Origin of the sequence: Flavobacterium terrisoli, assembly GCF_030167905.1 — a bacterium.
GTDB lineage: Bacteria > Bacteroidota > Bacteroidia > Flavobacteriales > Flavobacteriaceae > Flavobacterium > Flavobacterium terrisoli.
This window is the reverse complement of record NZ_JARGNA010000007.1, coordinates 105,119-122,586: the sequence shown is the minus strand read 5'-3', so window position 1 is coordinate 122,586 and position 17,468 is coordinate 105,119. Positions and strand designations below refer to the sequence as shown.

General features: G+C 38.3%; 16 protein-coding genes and 1 other RNA gene. 5 read left to right on the top strand and 12 right to left on the bottom strand.

Annotation, left to right across the window (positions count from 1 at the left end; genetic code table 11):
* Positions 1-31 precede the first annotated feature (31 nt).
* From lpdA to truA, 9 genes are all read right to left on the bottom strand, one after another.
* Positions 32-1,420, bottom strand: coding sequence for a dihydrolipoyl dehydrogenase (gene lpdA, locus P1K33_RS11035; protein ID WP_284653026.1), 1,389 nt, complete (start codon positions 1,418-1,420; stop codon positions 32-34).
* A gap of 150 nt (positions 1,421-1,570) precedes the next feature.
* The gene (locus P1K33_RS11030) at positions 1,571-2,512 is read right to left on the bottom strand and encodes an SGNH/GDSL hydrolase family protein (RefSeq protein WP_284653025.1); all 942 of its coding nucleotides are present in this window, start codon (positions 2,510-2,512) and stop codon (positions 1,571-1,573) included.
* Positions 2,512-3,963 carry an MBOAT family O-acyltransferase gene (locus tag P1K33_RS11025; protein ID WP_284653024.1) on the bottom strand — a complete coding sequence of 484 codons (1,452 nt, stop codon included), beginning with the start codon at positions 3,961-3,963 and terminating at the stop codon, positions 2,512-2,514. The genes P1K33_RS11030 and P1K33_RS11025 overlap by 1 nt, the downstream gene beginning before the upstream one ends.
* 11 nt (positions 3,964-3,974) lie before the next feature.
* Positions 3,975-4,691 (bottom strand): SDR family NAD(P)-dependent oxidoreductase, encoded by a 717-nt coding sequence (locus tag P1K33_RS11020; RefSeq protein WP_284653023.1) that lies wholly within the window; start codon positions 4,689-4,691, stop codon positions 3,975-3,977.
* Positions 4,688-5,080, bottom strand: coding sequence for a MaoC/PaaZ C-terminal domain-containing protein (locus P1K33_RS11015; protein ID WP_284653022.1), 393 nt, complete (start codon positions 5,078-5,080; stop codon positions 4,688-4,690). The genes P1K33_RS11020 and P1K33_RS11015 overlap by 4 nt, the downstream gene beginning before the upstream one ends.
* Entirely contained in the window at positions 5,080-5,322 is a 243-nt protein-coding gene (locus P1K33_RS11010) for an acyl carrier protein (RefSeq protein ID WP_284653021.1), read from the bottom strand. Before P1K33_RS11010 ends, P1K33_RS11015 begins: the two co-directional genes overlap by 1 nt.
* Positions 5,323-5,326: 4 nt before the next feature.
* On the bottom strand, positions 5,327-7,048 hold the full coding sequence (locus P1K33_RS11005; protein ID WP_284653020.1) for an HAD-IIIC family phosphatase: 1,722 nt from the start codon (positions 7,046-7,048) through the stop codon (positions 5,327-5,329).
* 14 nt (positions 7,049-7,062) lie between these two features.
* Positions 7,063-8,820 carry an ABC transporter ATP-binding protein gene (locus P1K33_RS11000; RefSeq protein ID WP_284653019.1) on the bottom strand — a complete coding sequence of 586 codons (1,758 nt, stop codon included), beginning with the start codon at positions 8,818-8,820 and terminating at the stop codon, positions 7,063-7,065.
* 3 nt (positions 8,821-8,823) lie between these two features.
* Positions 8,824-9,561, bottom strand: coding sequence for a tRNA pseudouridine(38-40) synthase TruA (gene truA / locus P1K33_RS10995; RefSeq protein ID WP_284653193.1), 738 nt, complete (start codon positions 9,559-9,561; stop codon positions 8,824-8,826).
* Between the two features lie 133 nt (positions 9,562-9,694).
* On the opposite strand from truA, the gene P1K33_RS10990 reads away from it, so the two are divergent.
* Positions 9,695-10,189 carry a metallophosphoesterase family protein gene (locus tag P1K33_RS10990; RefSeq protein WP_284653018.1) on the top strand — a complete coding sequence of 165 codons (495 nt, stop codon included), beginning with the start codon at positions 9,695-9,697 and terminating at the stop codon, positions 10,187-10,189.
* Between the two features lie 158 nt (positions 10,190-10,347).
* Here the strand turns inward: P1K33_RS10990 and P1K33_RS10985 are convergent, their stop codons facing one another.
* Complete coding sequence (locus P1K33_RS10985) at positions 10,348-10,758, bottom strand: DUF4293 family protein (RefSeq protein ID WP_284653017.1); 411 nt, start codon at positions 10,756-10,758, stop codon at positions 10,348-10,350.
* 187 nt (positions 10,759-10,945) lie between these two features.
* On the opposite strand from P1K33_RS10985, the gene rho reads away from it, so the two are divergent.
* The 3 genes from rho (at position 10,946) to P1K33_RS10970 (ending at position 15,406) form a co-directional block, all read left to right on the top strand.
* A complete protein-coding gene (gene rho / locus P1K33_RS10980; protein WP_284653016.1) occupies positions 10,946-12,616 on the top strand; it encodes a transcription termination factor Rho in 1,671 nt (556 codons plus the stop codon).
* Positions 12,617-12,815: 199 nt separating this feature from the next.
* Positions 12,816-14,702: a molecular chaperone DnaK gene (gene dnaK / locus P1K33_RS10975; protein ID WP_284653015.1), complete on the top strand. Its 1,887-nt coding sequence runs from the start codon at positions 12,816-12,818 to the stop codon at positions 14,700-14,702.
* A 119-nt stretch (positions 14,703-14,821) separates the two neighbouring features.
* Complete coding sequence (locus tag P1K33_RS10970; protein WP_284653014.1) at positions 14,822-15,406, top strand: hypothetical protein; 585 nt, start codon at positions 14,822-14,824, stop codon at positions 15,404-15,406.
* A gap of 35 nt (positions 15,407-15,441) precedes the next feature.
* On the opposite strand, the gene P1K33_RS10965 is transcribed toward P1K33_RS10970, so the two are convergent.
* Positions 15,442-16,134: a carboxypeptidase-like regulatory domain-containing protein gene (locus P1K33_RS10965; RefSeq protein ID WP_284653013.1), complete on the bottom strand. Its 693-nt coding sequence runs from the start codon at positions 16,132-16,134 to the stop codon at positions 15,442-15,444.
* 61 nt (positions 16,135-16,195) lie between these two features.
* Positions 16,196-17,257 (bottom strand): glutaminyl-peptide cyclotransferase, encoded by a 1,062-nt coding sequence (locus P1K33_RS10960; RefSeq protein WP_284653012.1) that lies wholly within the window; start codon positions 17,255-17,257, stop codon positions 16,196-16,198.
* Between the two features lie 85 nt (positions 17,258-17,342).
* Here P1K33_RS10960 and ffs point away from each other — a divergent pair.
* Positions 17,343-17,440: signal recognition particle sRNA small type (gene ffs, locus P1K33_RS10955), an RNA gene on the top strand.
* The last annotated feature ends 28 nt before the right edge of the window (positions 17,441-17,468 follow it).

Here is a 17,468-nt window from a genome sequence, read left to right as displayed (position 1 = left end):
TGGTTTTTTTATGACTTTATTTTTCCGAATATTATAAGTGAATCACTTCTCCGTAAGCATCAGCCACAGCTTCCATTACCGCTTCACTCATTGTTGGATGCGGGTGTACAGCTTTGAGGATTTCGTGTCCTGTTGTTTCCAGTTTACGGGCTACAACTGCTTCCGCAATCATATCGGTTACACCGGCACCAATCATATGGCAGCCTAACCATTCACCGTATTTGGCATCAAAAATTACTTTTACAAAACCATCCGGAGTTCCGGCTGCTTTTGCTTTTCCGGAAGCCGTGAACGGGAATTTCCCGATTTTTAATTCGTATCCTTTTTCTTTGGCTTGTTTTTCGGTCATACCCACAGAAGCGATTTCCGGAGTTGCATAAGTACAGCCCGGAATGTTTCCATAGTCTAAGGCTTCAACGTGCAAACCTTTGATTTTTTCCACACAAAGAATTCCTTCAGCCGAAGCCACGTGAGCCAAAGCCTGACCCGGAGTTACATCACCAATGGCGTAATAACCCGGAACATTGGTTTGGTAAAAATTGTTTACCAAAATTTTATCTTTATCCGTTTTGATTCCGGTTTCTTCCAATCCGATGTTTTCAATGTTGGTTTTAATACCAACCGCAGAAAGCAAAATATCGGCTTCTAGAACTTCTTCGCCTTTGGCTGTTTTTACAAAAGCTTTTACGCCTTTTCCGCTGGTGTCTATTTTCTCTACAGAAGAATTCAACATTACGGTGATGCCTGATTTTTTTAACGAACGCTCAAATTGTTTTGAGATATCTTCATCTTCCACCGGAACAACGTTTGGCATGAATTCTACGATAGTTACTTCGGTTCCCATTGAATTATAGAAATGAGCAAACTCAACGCCAATTGCACCAGAACCAACCACAATCATTTTCTTTGGTTGTGTTGGCAAAGTCATTGCCTGACGGTAACCAATTACTTTTACGCCATCTTGCGGTAAGTTTGGCAATTCCCTTGAACGGGCACCGGTTGCAATGATGATATGGTCAGCACTGTATTCTGTTACTTTTCCGTCAGCTGCCGTTACATCTACTTTTTTACCCGGTTTTACTTTACCAAAACCATCAATAACGTCTATTTTATTTTTCTTCATCAGGAATTGAACACCTTTGCTCATACCATCAGCAACGCCACGGGAACGGGCGATAACAGCATTGAAATCCTTGTCAAATTCCTTTACGGTCAAACCATAATCAGATGCATGTTTTAGGTAATCAAAAACCTGAGCCGATTTTAAAAGTGCTTTTGTTGGAATGCAACCCCAATTTAAACAAATTCCACCAAGGTTTTCTTTTTCGATTACGGCTACTTTAAAGCCTAATTGTGACGCGCGGATTGCCGTAACATAACCGCCCGGACCACTTCCTAAAACAATAATATCGTATTTCATTTTCTTGTAATTATTTTGTTATTGGTGAAAATGCAGTCGCCTTAAGGCTCGTGTCATTTTGTGTGTTTTTTATTTTTTTGATACAAAAATGCAGTCGCTAGCGCTCGTGCCATAAGTGTAAATTTTCTTTGATTATTTGTGACTGCGAATTTATGGATTTATTTTGAAAATTGTATCCAATTCTTTTTCATTCTTGAGCAGTTTATTCATTTCATAAACTCCCTCTTTATTGAGGTGAATCGCGTTATAAAAATAGTCGGTTTTATTTCTGATATATTCTTCATTGACATCAATATAAGGAATGCCCAAATTGGTGCAAATGGCTTTCGGCATTTCAAATGCGGTTGCCTCATAAGTCGATTTATAAACAGGAGTTTCAATACAAATCAGCTTAATGTTGTTAGCACTGCATAAATCATTTAAGTCCTTTAAAGCCTTGGTTATACTTGGAATGTCTTTTGACTTGAAGAAATACTTTTTATTGACATCAGAGATAGGATACTTAATAGTGTCCCATTTTTCATCATTCAATTCAAAACCTTTCGGAAACAAATTTGATTTTTTTAACGAAACACAATCCATAATGAGTTGGTACTTAAACAAAGCATACAACGGAACATAGCGTTCAGCAGTATCAAACCCAAAATAATCCATAAACGGTTCGTCTTCCTTTTTTAGAAAAAAGGCAAATCTTGAATAATCATTTTTGTTGACCAATTTGGTATTGTGTTCTAAAGTCCCGGCGCTAATAAACGGATCAATGTTGAGCAAAACAAACTTTGGCGCTTTGTTTTTGGCCAAATAATTTTCAAGCCTTAAGGTAGAAGCCATCAAATCGGAATGCCCGTTCATCCCGATGTTAACGGATTTCAATTTATAATTGTCTTCAAAGAATTTAGGGTCAAAATGCGCCCAGCATCTCGAACTTCCCATGAAAACCAAATCGGCGTTGAGGTCTGAAGTTTGTTCCAAAGTATCATAACCCGTTACGGTTTTGCCTTTGATTCTATAAGAAACGGCTATTTGGATAAGAAAAATGATTCCTATCAATAGCAATGCAAATAATATGATATTTTTAAAAAACTGTTTCATTAAAATTGCAGATAAATAAAATCCTGATTGGAAACGGCACTCGAAAAATAATAGACAATCAAAAGCAACAAACAATAGAAAAGCCAACGGACTATCTTAGGCAGTTTTAACCCAAAATGTTCCAAAGCGTGTTCATTGGTTTTGGCGCTCCATTCCATAACAAACAGGAATAGGATATAGGCCAAAATCGAAGCAAAATAAATTATGGAAACCCCTTCCAAAACAGGCGTTTGCAACAACGATTTAGCAACCAGATGTTTGTAAAAATCAAACGCTTCAGTAATACTTGTTGCCCTAAAAATCACAAAAGTTAACATGACCAGCGTAAAAGTCTTCAGCATATTGAAGTATTCCTTAACGCCGGTATTGGCCAGTTTCTTCTTTTTGTTCATCGTTCCTTTCAGAATCAACGGAATGTAATATATGCCGTGTAAAAACCCGAAAAGGATATAAGTCCAATTGGCACCATGCCAAATTCCGATGATGGTAAAATTGATGACAATGGCGAGTATCAAACCGTTATTGGCATAATCCCTGAAATAAATGCTCAACGGTGTGAAGACATATTCGGTGAGCCAACCCGTTAAGGAAATATGCCATCTTCGCCAGAAATCTGCGATGTTTTGCGCAAAGAAAGGAAAGTCGAAGTTTTTGGTGATGTTAAACCCAAGTAATCGCGCGATACCAATAGCCATGTCTGAATAACCGGAGAAGTCAGCATAAATTTGGATGGTATACAGAAACATACCAATAACCAGTGAACTCGCGGGCAGGTTCTGATAGTTGGCAAAAACTTCATTGGTAATCACCGCACAATTATTGGCAATCACCACTTTTTTAAACAAACCCCAAAGGATTTGGCGCAAGCCATCAGTCGCATTTTGATAGTTGAAACTTCTTTGGGTTTCCAATTGTGGAATAAAGGTTTTGGCCTTGTCTATCGGTCCGGATAAGATAGAAGGAAAGAAAGCAACATAATTAAAGAAAACTGTCCAATCTTTAGAAGCTTCTGCTTTTCCTTTGTCAATATCTAATAAATAACTAATGGTTCGAAAGGTAAAAAAACTGATGCCCAAAGGAACAATCAATTTCAAAGTGCTCAAACCAAGCGAAATACCAATGGAATGAAAAGCTTCATTAAACGAAGTGACAAAAAAGTTATAGTATTTGAAAAACAATAATCCGCCAACGCCTTGCATTAAACCGATGTAAAGGAACAAGCGTTTTGTTTTTTCATTGGAAGCCAATTCAATTTTGAGTCCCAAAAAGTAATTCAAAGCCGAAACAGCAATTAAAAACGACAACAACCGCCAATCGGTCCAAGCGTAGAAAAAGTAGCTTCCAATCAGCAGTAATAGGTTTTGCGCTTTGAGATTTTTATTGATCACAAGCCAATAAAACAGGAAGAATAAGGTGAAAAATAAAACGAATGGAATAGAATTGAAAACCATAAGCACTTATTTTAAAATAAAAGGTCTCCGGCCTTAAGGACAAAATCCATTCCGCTAAACTCAGTATTTTTCATGGCCAAAAACCGAATGGTTTGAGCAACTTCATCGGTGGTCAGCAATCTTTTTAGCGGACTGTTTTCAATGATTTGTTCTTTGACTCTTTCGTCTATGGAAGCTGTCATGGCCGTATCCATAAATGTTGGGGAAACTGAATTGGAAGTAATATTGAACCTGGCATTTTCATTGGCCCAAACCTGTGTCAGTTTTTGTAGATAGGCTTTGTTTGCAGTATAAACTGCCGAACCAACCGGAGGTTCAAGCAAAGCTGAACTCAAAACTGTAATGATTTTGCCGCTTTTCTTTTTTCGGAAAGTATTGATGGCTGCTTGTGTAAGCGTTACAACCGGCATGACATTGACTTTGAAATCAGTCAGGAAATCAGCCGCTTCTATTTTGTGAAAATGTGTTTTTAAATAATCGCCCGAATATGCATTGTGAATGATGATATCCAAATCGAGTTCGGTAATTTTTGCTGCCAAAGTTTTCACGGCGGTTTCATTGCTGAAATCACAATGGATTGCGGTAGTGTTTTTGAATTCAGATTCCAATTGTCGCGCTTTCGCCGATGACTTGCTGTAGGTAAAGTAAACCGTATTGTCTTCTTTGGCTAAAGTTCGGGTAATGGATTCGCCCAAACCGGAAGCGCCGCCTGTGATGAGTATTTTCATAGCAAACCGATTTGAATTTTACCTTTGGCAACCACTTTGGTTTCCGGATTTTTGAAATCAAATTTGAATTCAACAGCATTTACCGATTCATAAAAACCGATTACTGTCGCTTTAAAATCCAGTGTTTCATTGAGATAAACCGGATTTTTATATTGTATTTCCTGGGAATGGATGATTACATTTTTGGTTGGTAAACCTTCGCCGATAAAATAAGAGAGAAAACCGTTTAGGATATTGCCATGCATGACTTCGGCTTTGAAACCTTTTTCAGTGGCAAATAAAGCATCGGTATGCAATGGGTTTTGGTCTTTGAACAACGTGATGAACCCATGATAAATTTCATTGGAAACGGTAAATTTTTCGGTAAAGGTGTCATCAACTTTAAACATCAGATTCCTTTTTCTTGGATACAAGTAATCATTTCGCCTACATTTTTCCAGCTTTGTATTTCTTTGGAAGTAAACCTGATTTTGAAGTATTTTTCGATACCAACGACCAACTGTATGTGATTCAATGAATCCCAGTCGTCCACATCTGTGGCTTGGGTTTCATCAGTCAACACAATGTCCTCGTTGTCTAAAACATCAATAAATACGTCGGTTACTTCTTTTAAAATGGTCAGTCTGTCCATATTTTTATTTTTTCGAAATATAAGTTTTTTTAGGAATATAATCGGCCACTTTTAATGTCCAAAAATTATCAGTCTTACCAAAGCCTAAATGGTCATAATGATTGGCTACCATTTCGTTCTTTGCCGTTGGAATGTATTCGCCTTTGAGCGCAGTAAATCCGCTTTGGCTGCAAAAATCAACGATTGTGTTCAAAACAAAATTCTCCATACTGCGCTTCAAAACACGGCAGCTCATAAACCAGGTATCAATAAAAGCTGTTTGTTCGTTTTCCTTTTTCAAAATGATGACACAGATTAAACCATTATCACCAAATTTATCTTCCAGCGTAAAGGTAAAAGTAAAATGGTTATCCGAAGCGGCCATTTTTTCAATATCTGCATCGGTATAACGAACCGTTCTCAGGTTGAATTGATTAGAGCGTTGCGACAATTGTGCGACTCTGGGTTGGTTGAATTTATTAAACGGTTCTACCAGCGAAACCATATTTAAGCTACTTAGAAAATCTTCTTCGTTGGTGAATTTTTGCTGAACACTGGCGCGTTGCGCTTCAATTTGATACATCTTCGTACGTTCGGCATCTTCTCCGGAAAAGGAAACGGTTTCGAAGAGATTCAAAGTGTATAAATATTCGAGATATTCCGCAGGATCTTCTGGTAATTCGGGCACAGTGACTTCGGGTAAATTTTCACGAACGATATTGCGTTCAAACGGATTGTCATCCAAAAAAACCATACTGTCAAAACCGATATTCAAGATGCTTTGAATATGGCGAATGTTATCGGCTTTGTTTTCCCAATTGGCTACAAAAACTGAAATGTCATCCAATCTCAACACCATATCGGGATGTTTTTCAAAAGGTTCTTTGGCTACCGATTCGGTATTCTTACTACAAACGGCGACAATGATACCGCGGTTTTTGAGTTTTTTTATCCAATACTGGAATTCAGAAAACGCTTTGCCAATGCCCAGACTTCCGATTTGGATGTTTTCGATGCCGTCATCGCCAATGATTCCGCCCCAAGTGGTATTGTCTAAATCCAAAATCACACATTTCTTAAACTTGCCGTTGAGTGATTCAACGATGTTTAAAGTTCTCGAAGCTATTATTGGCAAGGCGTCCAAGCTCAACACCATTTCAGTATTGACATAAATGGAGCTTTGGAAGAAATTGGCTTTTCCGATTTGATTTTGAATCGAAGACAAATCACACAAGTAAAAGTTCGGATTGCTTGCGGCAAACGTCATTAGTTCAAAGTTCAGTTTTCGCAATTGAAACAGGAATGAAGATTCAGTTTTTAAGGCATAGTTGCCAAAAACAGCATCGTCAATTTCGGTGTAATTGTAATAAATGATTTTGGCATCCAACTGCGAGGTTAGGGTTGCAACCATAAATTCGATTGATGCTAATTCCTGCGAAGCCAATGACGAATATGCTTCGGATTTTAATTTGTTGTATTTGGATAATAATTTATGAGAAGATTGAAAGATCAAAACCAATTCGGGTCTGAATTCATATAATTCCGATTCTGAGTCGCTGATTTGAAGTTCAATCTGATCAAAATCGGCTTCCCAAATTTGGATATCAAAGCCTTTGTCATAACCCAAACCTCTTATGGCTTGTGTTAAAAATTGTGTGGCTGTATCACCTAAAACTGCCAGTTTTAAGGGCTTTAGTGAAGAGAAATCATTCTTCAGGTTTTTTTTCAGTTGGGAAAAACTTTTCATGGCACTAAAATAAGTTATTCCACTTCGGTAGCAAACTGTGAATCGTATAAATTTTTATAATAACCCTGGGCTTTATTGACCAATTCCTGATGCGTTCCTTCTTCCACGATTTGGCCTTTGTCCATCACGATGATTTTATCAGCATTGACGATGGTTGCCAATCGGTGTGCGATGATAATGGAAGTTCTGCCCTTGGTGATTCTTTCTGTCGCTTTTTGGATTAATTCTTCGCTGTAAGTATCAATGGATGAAGTAGCTTCGTCCAAAATCAGAATACTCGGGTTGCTTACATACGCCCTAAGAAAAGCAATCAATTGGCGTTGGCCCGAAGACAGCATCACACCACGTTCTTTGACGTCGTAATCATAACCGCCGGGAAGGCTTTTGATGAATTTGTGTACGCCAATTTTTTTGGCTGCTTCAATCACTTCTTCACGGCTTATCTCAGGATTGTTCAGCGTAATGTTATTATGAATCGTATCGGCAAAAAGAAAAACATCCTGCAATACGATGGCAATTTGTTGGCGCAGGCTTTCCAATTGGAAGTCATTGATGTTTTGATTGTCTATATAAATCGTGCCCGAATTGATTTCGTAAAAGCGATTCAACAGGTTGATAATCGTTGATTTTCCGGCGCCGGTTGCACCTACAATGGCAATGGTTTCGCCTTCTCTTACATGTAGTGTAATGCCTTTCAAAACTTCTTCCTTGTCGTTATAACTAAAGCGAACATCTTCAAAACGGATATTGCCTTTGAAATGATTGGCGACAACAGTTCCGTCTTCCTGAACATCCTTATCGGTATCCAAAATATCAAATACACGATTGGCCGCAATCATTCCCATTTGCATCTCATTGAATTTATCTGCAATCTGACGCAAAGGGTTGAACAACATTCCTATAAACATTGTATAGGAAATCATTTGGCCTGTAGTTGTAAATGGGTTCCCATTAATAATTTGCATTCCGCCATATAAAATCACAGCACCAAGAGTTATCGAAGAAATGATATCGGCAATAGGGAAGAAGATCGAGTTGTATAAAATATTCTTAATCCAGGCTTGATTGTGTTTTTGGTTGATTTCTTTGAACTTTTCAAACTCAATGTTTTCCCGGGTAAACAATTGTACAATTTTCATTCCCGTAACGCGTTCCTGTACAAAAACATTCATATTGTTGACTTGTGTTCTCACTTCTTCAAAAGCCACCTGCATTTTTCTTTGGAAGATTCGTGTGAAATAAACCAAAACCGGCATCGCTACTACCACTATCATAGATAACTGCCAGTTCATCCAAAACATTACTATCAGACAGACCACCATTTTTAATAAATCACTAAAAATCATGAAAAGTCCCTGGCTAAAAATACGGGCAATCTGTTCGATATCAGAAACCGAACGGGTTACCATTTGGCCTACCGGCGCATGGTCAAAGTAGCGCATCCTGAAAGTGAGCAGGTGTTTGAATAATTTGGTTCGAATGTCTTTGATAATATCCTGTCCTAACCAATTGGCCCAATACACAAAATAAAACTGGGATAGCGTTTCCAGTATAAGAGCAACTCCCATGATAACAACATAGGTCAAAAGCCCTGATTTGCTGGCTGTTTTGATGTATTGGTCCACTGTTATTTCCAATAAGAAAGGTCGTGATGAAGCAAATATGGCAAGCAAAACTGCAAACAAAATCACACCATAATACCTAGCTTTATAAGGTTTGGTGTATTTTAAAATACGTTTGAACAAGTTGGTGTCAAATGCTTTTGCTGCCATGAATTATTTTAGGTATTCGTATTCAATTCGGGTTAGGTACAAACCGTGCGCCGGTACTGAAAATCCAGCCTGGCCGCGGTCTTTGCTTTCAATTATCTTTTCAAAATCGACTAAGGTTATTTTGCCCAAACCAACATTAATGATCGTTCCTACGATGGCGCGAACCATATTGCGTAAAAATCGGTCTGCAGAAATGGTAAAAACCAAATTATTTCCACTTCTAGTCCAATGTGCTTCAAAAATAACACAATTAAAGGTTCTCACATCGGAATGGGTTTTTGAAAAACATTCAAAATCCCGGTGTTTGAAAAGTATCTGGCAGGCTTCGTTCATTTTATCCAAATCCAATGGCAATTGGTGCAGCCAACTGCCTTCATTTTCAAAAGCATCCTTAAAAGTATGGATGTGGTATTCATAGGTTCGTTTCGTTGCATCAAAACGGGCATGCGCTTCGTCGTGAACTTTCAGAATATCAAAAATGACAATGTCTTTGGGTAAAAACGAATTGAGTTTATGTACCAGGATTTTGCCGTCAATTTCGGTTTCGCAATCGAAATGGGCATACATTTTTTTGGCATGAACACCGGTATCGGTTCGGCCGGCACCTACAATATCAATTTCTTTTTTTAATAATAAGGATAAAGCTTTATTTAGTGTTTCCTGTACGGAACTAGCGTCGGGTTGGTATTGCCAACCATGATAGTTCGTTCCTTTATAAGCTAATTCGATAAAATATCTCAATGTTGAAGTGCCTAAATTTATGAGCGTAAAGGTACAAAGGTTTTTAAATTTGATGTTTAAAGTTTTCATAATTTCATTGATTATATTTGTAACCTCAGAACCTTAGTATCTCAGAACCTTAGTACCTTTTGTCTTGAAAAAAATCCTTTTGCTTTCCGATACCCACAGTCATATTGATGATACTATTTTAAAATATGTTCATCAGGCAGATGAAGTGTGGCATGCCGGCGATATTGGTGATTTGAAAGTGACAGACACAATTAAAGCAATCAAACCATTGCGTGCTGTTTATGGCAATATCGATGATGACAAAGCCCGAATGGAATTCCCGTTGAACAATCGATTTTTTTGTGAAAGTGTAGATGTTTGGATTACACATATTGGCGGTTACCCCGGAAAATACAATCAGGCGATTCGAGCGGAAATCCAAACACATCCGCCCAAACTTTTTATCTGCGGGCATTCGCATATACTGAAAGTACAGTTTGATAAGAAACTCAATTTATTGCACATGAATCCCGGTGCTTGCGGGATTTACGGATTCCATCAGGTGCGAACGATGTTAAGATTCGAGATTGATGGAGATAGAATCCAAAATTTGGAGATTATAGAATTGGGCAAGAAATAAAAAACCTTTGATATTAAGAGGAGAATGTCCAGTGGACATTCGGTTTAAGTTTTCTAGTTTGTTTAAGCAAACTTCAAATTATAAAAAAAATAAAATAAAAAACCCGTCTGTTTGATGAGACGGGTTTTTCGCAGCACTAAAAAACTAAGTTTATAGGTTTATCGCAAACGATCCACAGATTTTACGAGATCTTCATCCTTTTTGATGGCTTTGTTGGCCAAAACCAAAAGTACGATAGAAAAAATAGGTAGGAACATCCCAATACCCTTCTCTGAAACGGTAGCCGTCTCTCCGGATAGATTTAGTGTTCGATACACAAATAATCCTAATAAAATTAAATTCAATATCATATTCAATCTGCCCATGACAAATTGTTGTTGTCTTTTTGCGTGTGATAAAATGCTCAATAATGTCAGTGTACTGCTCAACCCGAATAGCGCGATATAAACAATATCCATCATAAAATAGAATGATTTACCGGCTGCATCTTTCCATAATGGAAATACAAATGGCAAAACACCTGTTACGATAAGAGAAGCTATCAAATAATAAGTCTGTATTCTAAACATGGTTTTTGAGAAAATGTTGGACAAAAATATAGTTTCTTTTTAAAAAATACTATTGCGTGGTAAAATTTTATTTGTATTATTGCATAACAAATCCGCAAGTACTTCATCTTCGGACTTTTCTATACCAATATTTTCTACCCACATTTGTAGTATTTTCCAAATCAAAAATTAAATCAAAACAATATCCATGTTTGATATTTCTGCCTTAAAAGAAATGAAGCTTTCTGAGCTTCAAGAAATTGCGAAATTAGCAAAAACCATAAAAGTTACCGGTGCCAAAAAAGACGCTCTAATTGAGCAAATTTTGGAACACCAGAATAAAGCCGTTGCCGAAGAGAAACCAAAAGTCACCGAGAAAGCAGCAGACAATAAAACCAAAAGAGCCCGAATTGTTCCTGAAACCAAGAAAGCTCCTGAAACCAATCAAAGTGATTTATTTACCGGCGAACCTCAGGAAACAGCTGTAGTTGAAGATAAGCCGGCTTTTCAGAATAAAAATCCAAAGTTCAAGAAACCTTTCGATAAAAAAAAGAATCCCAATACAGATATAACTTTCGAAGAACCAATCGATACTGAAGTTGAAGTTATAGAAAAACAGCCAACGGTTGAAGAACCGGAAACTCCACCAACACAAAACACCGACGGTAACCGCGAGCCAAGGCACAAGAACCAAAATCAAAACGGTAACAACAATCCAAATTTTAAAGGTAAAAAGAATAATTTCCGCGATTCAGATTATGAATTTGACGGAATCATTGAAAGTGAAGGTGTTTTAGAAATGATGCCCGATGGTTATGGTTTCCTGCGCTCTTCCGATTATAATTATTTGGCTTCTCCTGATGACATTTATTTGTCGACTTCACAAATCAGATTGTTTGGTCTGAAAACCGGAGATACAGTGAAAGGAGTTGTGCGACCGCCAAAAGAAGGAGAGAAATTCTTTCCATTGGTAAAAGTATTGAAAATCAACGGTCATGACCCACAAGTAGTACGTGACAGGGTTTCATTTGAACACTTAACGCCATTATTCCCGGAAGAAAAATTCAACTTGGCCGGAAGACAAGCCACCATTTCAACCCGTATTATCGATTTGTTTTCTCCTATCGGAAAAGGACAACGTGGTATGATTGTGGCCCAACCCAAAACCGGTAAAACGATGTTGTTAAAAGACATTGCCAATACCATTGCGGCCAATCATCCTGAAGTTTATTTAATTGTATTGCTCATTGACGAAAGACCTGAAGAGGTAACCGATATGCAACGCAGCGTTAGGGGAGAAGTGATTGCTTCCACTTTTGACGAACCGGCAGACCGTCACGTAAAAGTGGCCAATATCGTTTTGGAAAAAGCAAAACGTTTGGTAGAATGTGGTCACGATGTCGTAATTCTATTGGATTCGATTACGCGTTTGGCGAGAGCTTACAATACAGTACAACCGGCATCCGGAAAAGTATTATCGGGTGGTGTTGATGCCAATGCTTTGCAAAAACCAAAACGTTTCTTTGGTGCGGCACGTAATATAGAAAACGGAGGATCCTTGAGTATTATTGCAACCGCCTTAACCGAAACCGGTTCTAAAATGGACGAAGTAATCTTCGAAGAATTCAAAGGAACGGGTAACATGGAGTTGCAGTTGGATAGAAAAATTGCCAACAAACGTATTTTCCCGGCTATCGATTTGACATCGTCAAGTACGCGTCGTGATGATTTGTTATTGGACGAAAAAACCATCCAACGCATGTGGATTATGCGCAAATACTTAGCCGATATGAATCCGGTGGAAGCAATGGATTTTATCAACGACCGCTTCAAGAAAACCAGAAACAACGAAGAGTTCCTCATTTCGATGAACGACTAAATAGAGAATCCCAACTTTTAAGGTTGGGATTTTTTTTGGCACAAAATGTCATCTTGTCAGCAAAATTATTTCAAAACTGACAATTTTAAATTATTTGCCGCTTGGCATAATCCTTGTCATTCTCGAAACCGTACAACACAAAGTACTATTCACTCGTAGAGGAATAATCAAAAGAATAAATTAAAAGGAGAAAATAAAAATGGGAAAAATTATTGGTATCGACTTAGGTACAACCAACTCTTGTGTGGCCGTTATGGAAGGTGGAGAACCAGTTGTAATTGCTAACGCAGAGGGTAAGAGAACAACGCCATCTGTTATTGCATTTGTAGATGGTGGAGAAATTAAAGTAGGTGATCCTGCGAAAAGACAAGCGGTGACTAACCCAACAAAAACCATAGCGTCTATCAAACGTTTTATGGGGAACAAGTACACAGAAAGTGCTAAAGAAGCATCGACTGTAGCTTACAAAGTGGTAAAAGGTGACAATGACACACCACGTGTTGACATTGACGGAAGACTGTACACGCCACAGGAATTGTCAGCCATGACACTTCAAAAAATGAAAAAAACAGCCGAAGACTATTTAGGTCACGCGGTTACCGAAGCTGTAATTACAGTACCGGCTTATTTTAACGATGCACAACGTCAGGCTACAAAAGAAGCCGGAGAAATTGCAGGGCTTAAAGTAATGCGTATCATCAACGAACCAACCGCTGCGGCTTTGGCTTACGGATTGGATAAAGCGGCACATGACAAAAAAATTGCAGTGTACGATTTAGGTGGAGGTACTTTTGATATCTCTGTCCTTGAATTGGGTGATGGTGTTTTCGAAGTATTGTCAACAAATGGTGACACTCACTTAGGTGGTGACGATTTTGATCAGGTAATCATTGATTGGATGGCTAACGAATTCAATAGCGAAGAAGGTGTTGATTTGCGTAAAGATCCAATGGCATTACAACGTTTAAAAGAAGCGGCTGAAAAAGCAAAAATCGAGTTGTCTTCTTCGACACAAACCGAAATCAACCTGCCATATGTTACGGCTACCGCTTCAGGACCAAAACACTTAGTGAAAACTTTGACTCGTGCAAAATTCGAGCAATTGGCTGAAACTTTAGTAAAACGTTCAATGGAACCGGTTGCTAAAGCCTTAAAAGATGCAGGTTTATCAACATCAGATATCGACGAAGTAATCTTGGTTGGTGGTTCTACAAGAATCCCGGTAATCCAGGAACAAGTGGAGAAATTCTTTGGTAAAAAACCATCAAAAGGAGTTAATCCGGATGAAGTAGTAGCGATTGGAGCTGCTATCCAAGGTGGTGTTTTAACCGGTGATGTAAAAGATGTATTGTTGTTAGACGTTACGCCTTTATCATTAGGAATTGAAACTATGGGGAATGTAATGACCAAATTGATCGAGTCAAATACAACCATTCCAACCAAAAAATCACAAGTATTCTCAACGGCTGCTGACAATCAGCCAAGTGTTGAAATCCACGTGATTCAAGGGGAAAGAACTATGGCGGCAGATAACAAAACCATCGGTCGTTTCCACTTAGACGGCATTCCGCCAGCGCCAAGAGGCGTTCCTCAGATTGAAGTAACTTTTGATATTGATGCCAATGGTATCATCAAAGTTTCGGCTACTGACAAAGGAACAGGCAAATCTCATGACATTCGTATCGAAGCGTCTTCAGGATTGACTCCGGAAGAAATCGAAAGAATGAAAAAAGATGCCGAAATGAACGCTGAAACGGATAGATTGGCTAAAGAAAAAGTAGACAAGCTAAATGAAGCTGACGGTATGATTTTCCAAACGGAAAAACAATTGAGCGAGTTTGGTGATAAACTTTCAGAAGGTAACAAAGCAGCCATTCAAACGGCTTTAGACGAATTGAAAGTAGCTTACGAGACTAAAGATATCGCGACAATCCAACCGGCTTTAGACAAAATCAATGAAGCCTGGAAAAATGCTTCTGAGGAAATGTACAAAGCACAAGGCGAAGGTCAGGCTCACGAAGCACAACCACAAGCCGACGCGAGTGGAGATCAAACACAAGATGTAGATTTCGAAGAGGTTAAGTAATTCGAAAAGGTTAATAAGAAGATGAACCGGACAAGCAATTGTCCGGTTTTTTTATTTAACACTCATCGAATTGATTATTTTGTATATTCGATTCCTGTTTAAACCAAAAATTGTAACCCATGAAAAGAATTGTTTTACTGGCGTTAATCGCTATGTTGAGTGTCAATGCTTACAGTCAGAAGAAAAAATCTGCCGCAAAGAAATCAACAACCACTGCTGCTTCGGGTTTTGCCAAAGTGGATAACCTGGTAGCTGAAGTTAAAAAAGGAAATTTCCAGGTGACCATCAATGAAAATGGCAAAGAAAAAGATGCCATGATTATCAAAGCAGCCGATGCCAAATTTGCACCAACCAATTGTAAGTTGAGTTCATTTACAGCCGCTGGAACCAAATTGTATTTGCTGACCTGGACGGAAACCAATCAAATCAAAACCAATAAGAAAACCGAAGATATTACCACTGTTTACAGTGTAATCTACGAGATTGCTGCTAAGAAGCAAGTTTTTTCCAATACCCAAATGACCAATCATATCACCGAGATAGTTTCTTTGGGCGGAACCGGTGCTACCGAAACCCAGGAAAAAATGCGCAGAGACGGTTTTGAGTTTATCCTGAATCCGGATGGTTCGGTTACCCAAAAAGGGAAAAACCAACAAAACAAGTTGGTTTATGATGTTGCCAAAATGGAATATGTAAAGAAATAAGAAATAAAAAATCCCGAGTAATCGGGATTTTTTATTTATCTGAACCAATTACCAATAGAGTGGAAGATACGTCCGAAGAAGGTGCGTTTTCTAACAAGTCCGCCAACTACCATTTCTCCCATAATGATGTCATCCATCTTCATTTCCAAATTTAATGGACTATTATTGGTTATTTTAATTTCTTTTGTTTCCATACCAGTAAATTGAAAAACCAAAACATCACCGGCTTTAGCTTTCAGTTTAAAGTTTCCATCAAAATCAGTTGCTGTGTAAACAGTAGTTCCTTTAATAACGATATTGACACCAGGCAATGGTCCTGTAGCATCTTTTACAATTCCTGAAACTTCAATTTCTTGTGATTTTGGAGGTGCCGATTTTCCTAACAAAACTCTTCTGTCCGTTTGCTCGGTTTTAACCGGTTCTCCCTGAGCAATGGCTTCATTGGTTCCAAGGCCAATCATACTCACTATAGTCGCAGTTGTCGCTAACCAAACAGAACTCTTTTCATTAGGTTTCACCAAATCGCGGTCGAGTTGCGTAGTCAAAAAACGTCCGCAAAGATTTTGATTTTGCTGAAAAGCCGTTACGATTTCACGGTCGCTGGCTTTGGTAAAATCGTACACTTTCTTTTGGCAGGAAGCACAAAATTTGCCTTTGTCAACTGCCGTCATTGCTTCCCAGTTTTCATGGCAAGGTTGTGGAATGGATATGTTGATTTTGTTTGTCATAATCGTGGTCTTTTTATCATAGAGACACTTTTTGACAAAAAGGTTGGGAGCGTATAAAAAATTATTCGCTTACCTTAATTTCAAAAGTCTTGTTCCAGTTTTTTCCGGTAACGAAAATCGTGTTGGTTTTTTTATTGAAAGCGATTCCGTTTAAAACTTCGGCTTCTTTGTTGGTTACTTTCGCTCTCAACGCCGATAAATCCAATACGGCTTCCACAGTTCCGGTTTTTGGGTCAATCACGGCAATCGCATCTTTTTGCCAAATGTTACCATAGATTTTACCATTGATCCATTCCAATTCGTTAACGCTTTTGATTTTGCTGTCATTGGTATACACATTTACAAAATCTGTAAGTTTCATGGTTTCCGGATCCATCGTCCAGATTTTTTCTGTTCCGTCAGAATGGTAAATGTTTTTACCGTCATTGGTCATTCCCCAACCTTCAATTGGCTTGTCGTATTGAAAAGTCTTGATTTTCTTTAGCGTATTGGCATCATAAACAAAACCTTCGCGGTTTTCCCAGGTTAACTGATAAATTTTACCATTGAGAACCGTAATGCCTTCTCCAAAATACTGTTGGTCAAGCCCCACTTTCTTATAAGCCTTTCCGGTTTTGTAATCGGTTTTGGCAAAATAGGATTTGCCTTTTAGTCCGGTGCTTTCGATTAGTGTATCCCTGAAAAACTCATAGCCTTCGGTAAAAGCTTCCACATCGTGAGGATACGTATTGACAACGGTATATTTCAATAGTTTTGGTGCAACGGCCGCCGCAACTTCCACACGGGTTTGCGTTGAAATGGTATCGCCTTCAAAATAAACTACGGCTTTGATGTTTTGGTAGCCTAATTTTTTCCCAGTCAGATCCAAAGTGAATTTGCCATTGCCTTTTACAGAGGAAACTCTTTCGTTATTGGCAAAATAGACCACACTGTCGATGGTTTTGTTTTCATTGTTTAATAAAGCGAAATCAACTTTCTCATTGGCTTTATACATCGATTTCAAGGCATTGTCATCAAAGCTGAAATAGTTTTCTTTGTCTTTGTCTCCACAACTTGCAAAGGTCAGTAATAATAAAGTTGTGATGGCTAATGAAATGGTAATTAATGGTTTATAAACTTTCATTTTTTGTATTTAATTTTTCACTCACAAATATATTTATATTGCTCTTAAATTCTTGCAAAAAAATAAAAAGATTGTATATTTGCACCGGCAAGTCCTACACGACCAGCTCCTGCAAAATCCTCCAGGATGGGAACATAGCAAAGGTATGTGGTTGAGCGGTGCGATGTAGGTCGCTTGCCATTTTTTTTAAAAACTGTCCCGAATTGTATCG

What these genes read in the sequence shown, in the direction of transcription:
- P1K33_RS10985 (WP_284653017.1), bottom strand. Translation starts at nt 10,758, where the DNA reads ATGTTTAGAATACAGACTTATTATTTGATAGCTTCTCTTATCGTAACA.
- rho (WP_284653016.1), top strand. Translation starts at nt 10,946, where the DNA reads ATGTTTGATATTTCTGCCTTAAAAGAAATGAAGCTTTCTGAGCTTCAA.
- P1K33_RS10960 (WP_284653012.1), bottom strand. Translation starts at nt 17,257, where the DNA reads ATGAAAGTTTATAAACCATTAATTACCATTTCATTAGCCATCACAACT.
- P1K33_RS11015 (WP_284653022.1), bottom strand. Translation starts at nt 5,080, where the DNA reads ATGTTTAAAGTTGATGACACCTTTACCGAAAAATTTACCGTTTCCAAT.
- P1K33_RS11000 (WP_284653019.1), bottom strand. Translation starts at nt 8,820, where the DNA reads ATGGCAGCAAAAGCATTTGACACCAACTTGTTCAAACGTATTTTAAAA.
- dnaK (WP_284653015.1), top strand. Translation starts at nt 12,816, where the DNA reads ATGGGAAAAATTATTGGTATCGACTTAGGTACAACCAACTCTTGTGTG.
- P1K33_RS11005 (WP_284653020.1), bottom strand. Translation starts at nt 7,048, where the DNA reads ATGAAAAGTTTTTCCCAACTGAAAAAAAACCTGAAGAATGATTTCTCT.
- P1K33_RS11020 (WP_284653023.1), bottom strand. Translation starts at nt 4,691, where the DNA reads ATGAAAATACTCATCACAGGCGGCGCTTCCGGTTTGGGCGAATCCATT.
- lpdA (WP_284653026.1), bottom strand. Translation starts at nt 1,420, where the DNA reads ATGAAATACGATATTATTGTTTTAGGAAGTGGTCCGGGCGGTTATGTT.
- P1K33_RS11010 (WP_284653021.1), bottom strand. Translation starts at nt 5,322, where the DNA reads ATGGACAGACTGACCATTTTAAAAGAAGTAACCGACGTATTTATTGAT.
- P1K33_RS10970 (WP_284653014.1), top strand. Translation starts at nt 14,822, where the DNA reads ATGAAAAGAATTGTTTTACTGGCGTTAATCGCTATGTTGAGTGTCAAT.
- P1K33_RS10965 (WP_284653013.1), bottom strand. Translation starts at nt 16,134, where the DNA reads ATGACAAACAAAATCAACATATCCATTCCACAACCTTGCCATGAAAAC.
- P1K33_RS11030 (WP_284653025.1), bottom strand. Translation starts at nt 2,512, where the DNA reads ATGAAACAGTTTTTTAAAAATATCATATTATTTGCATTGCTATTGATA.
- P1K33_RS11025 (WP_284653024.1), bottom strand. Translation starts at nt 3,963, where the DNA reads ATGGTTTTCAATTCTATTCCATTCGTTTTATTTTTCACCTTATTCTTC.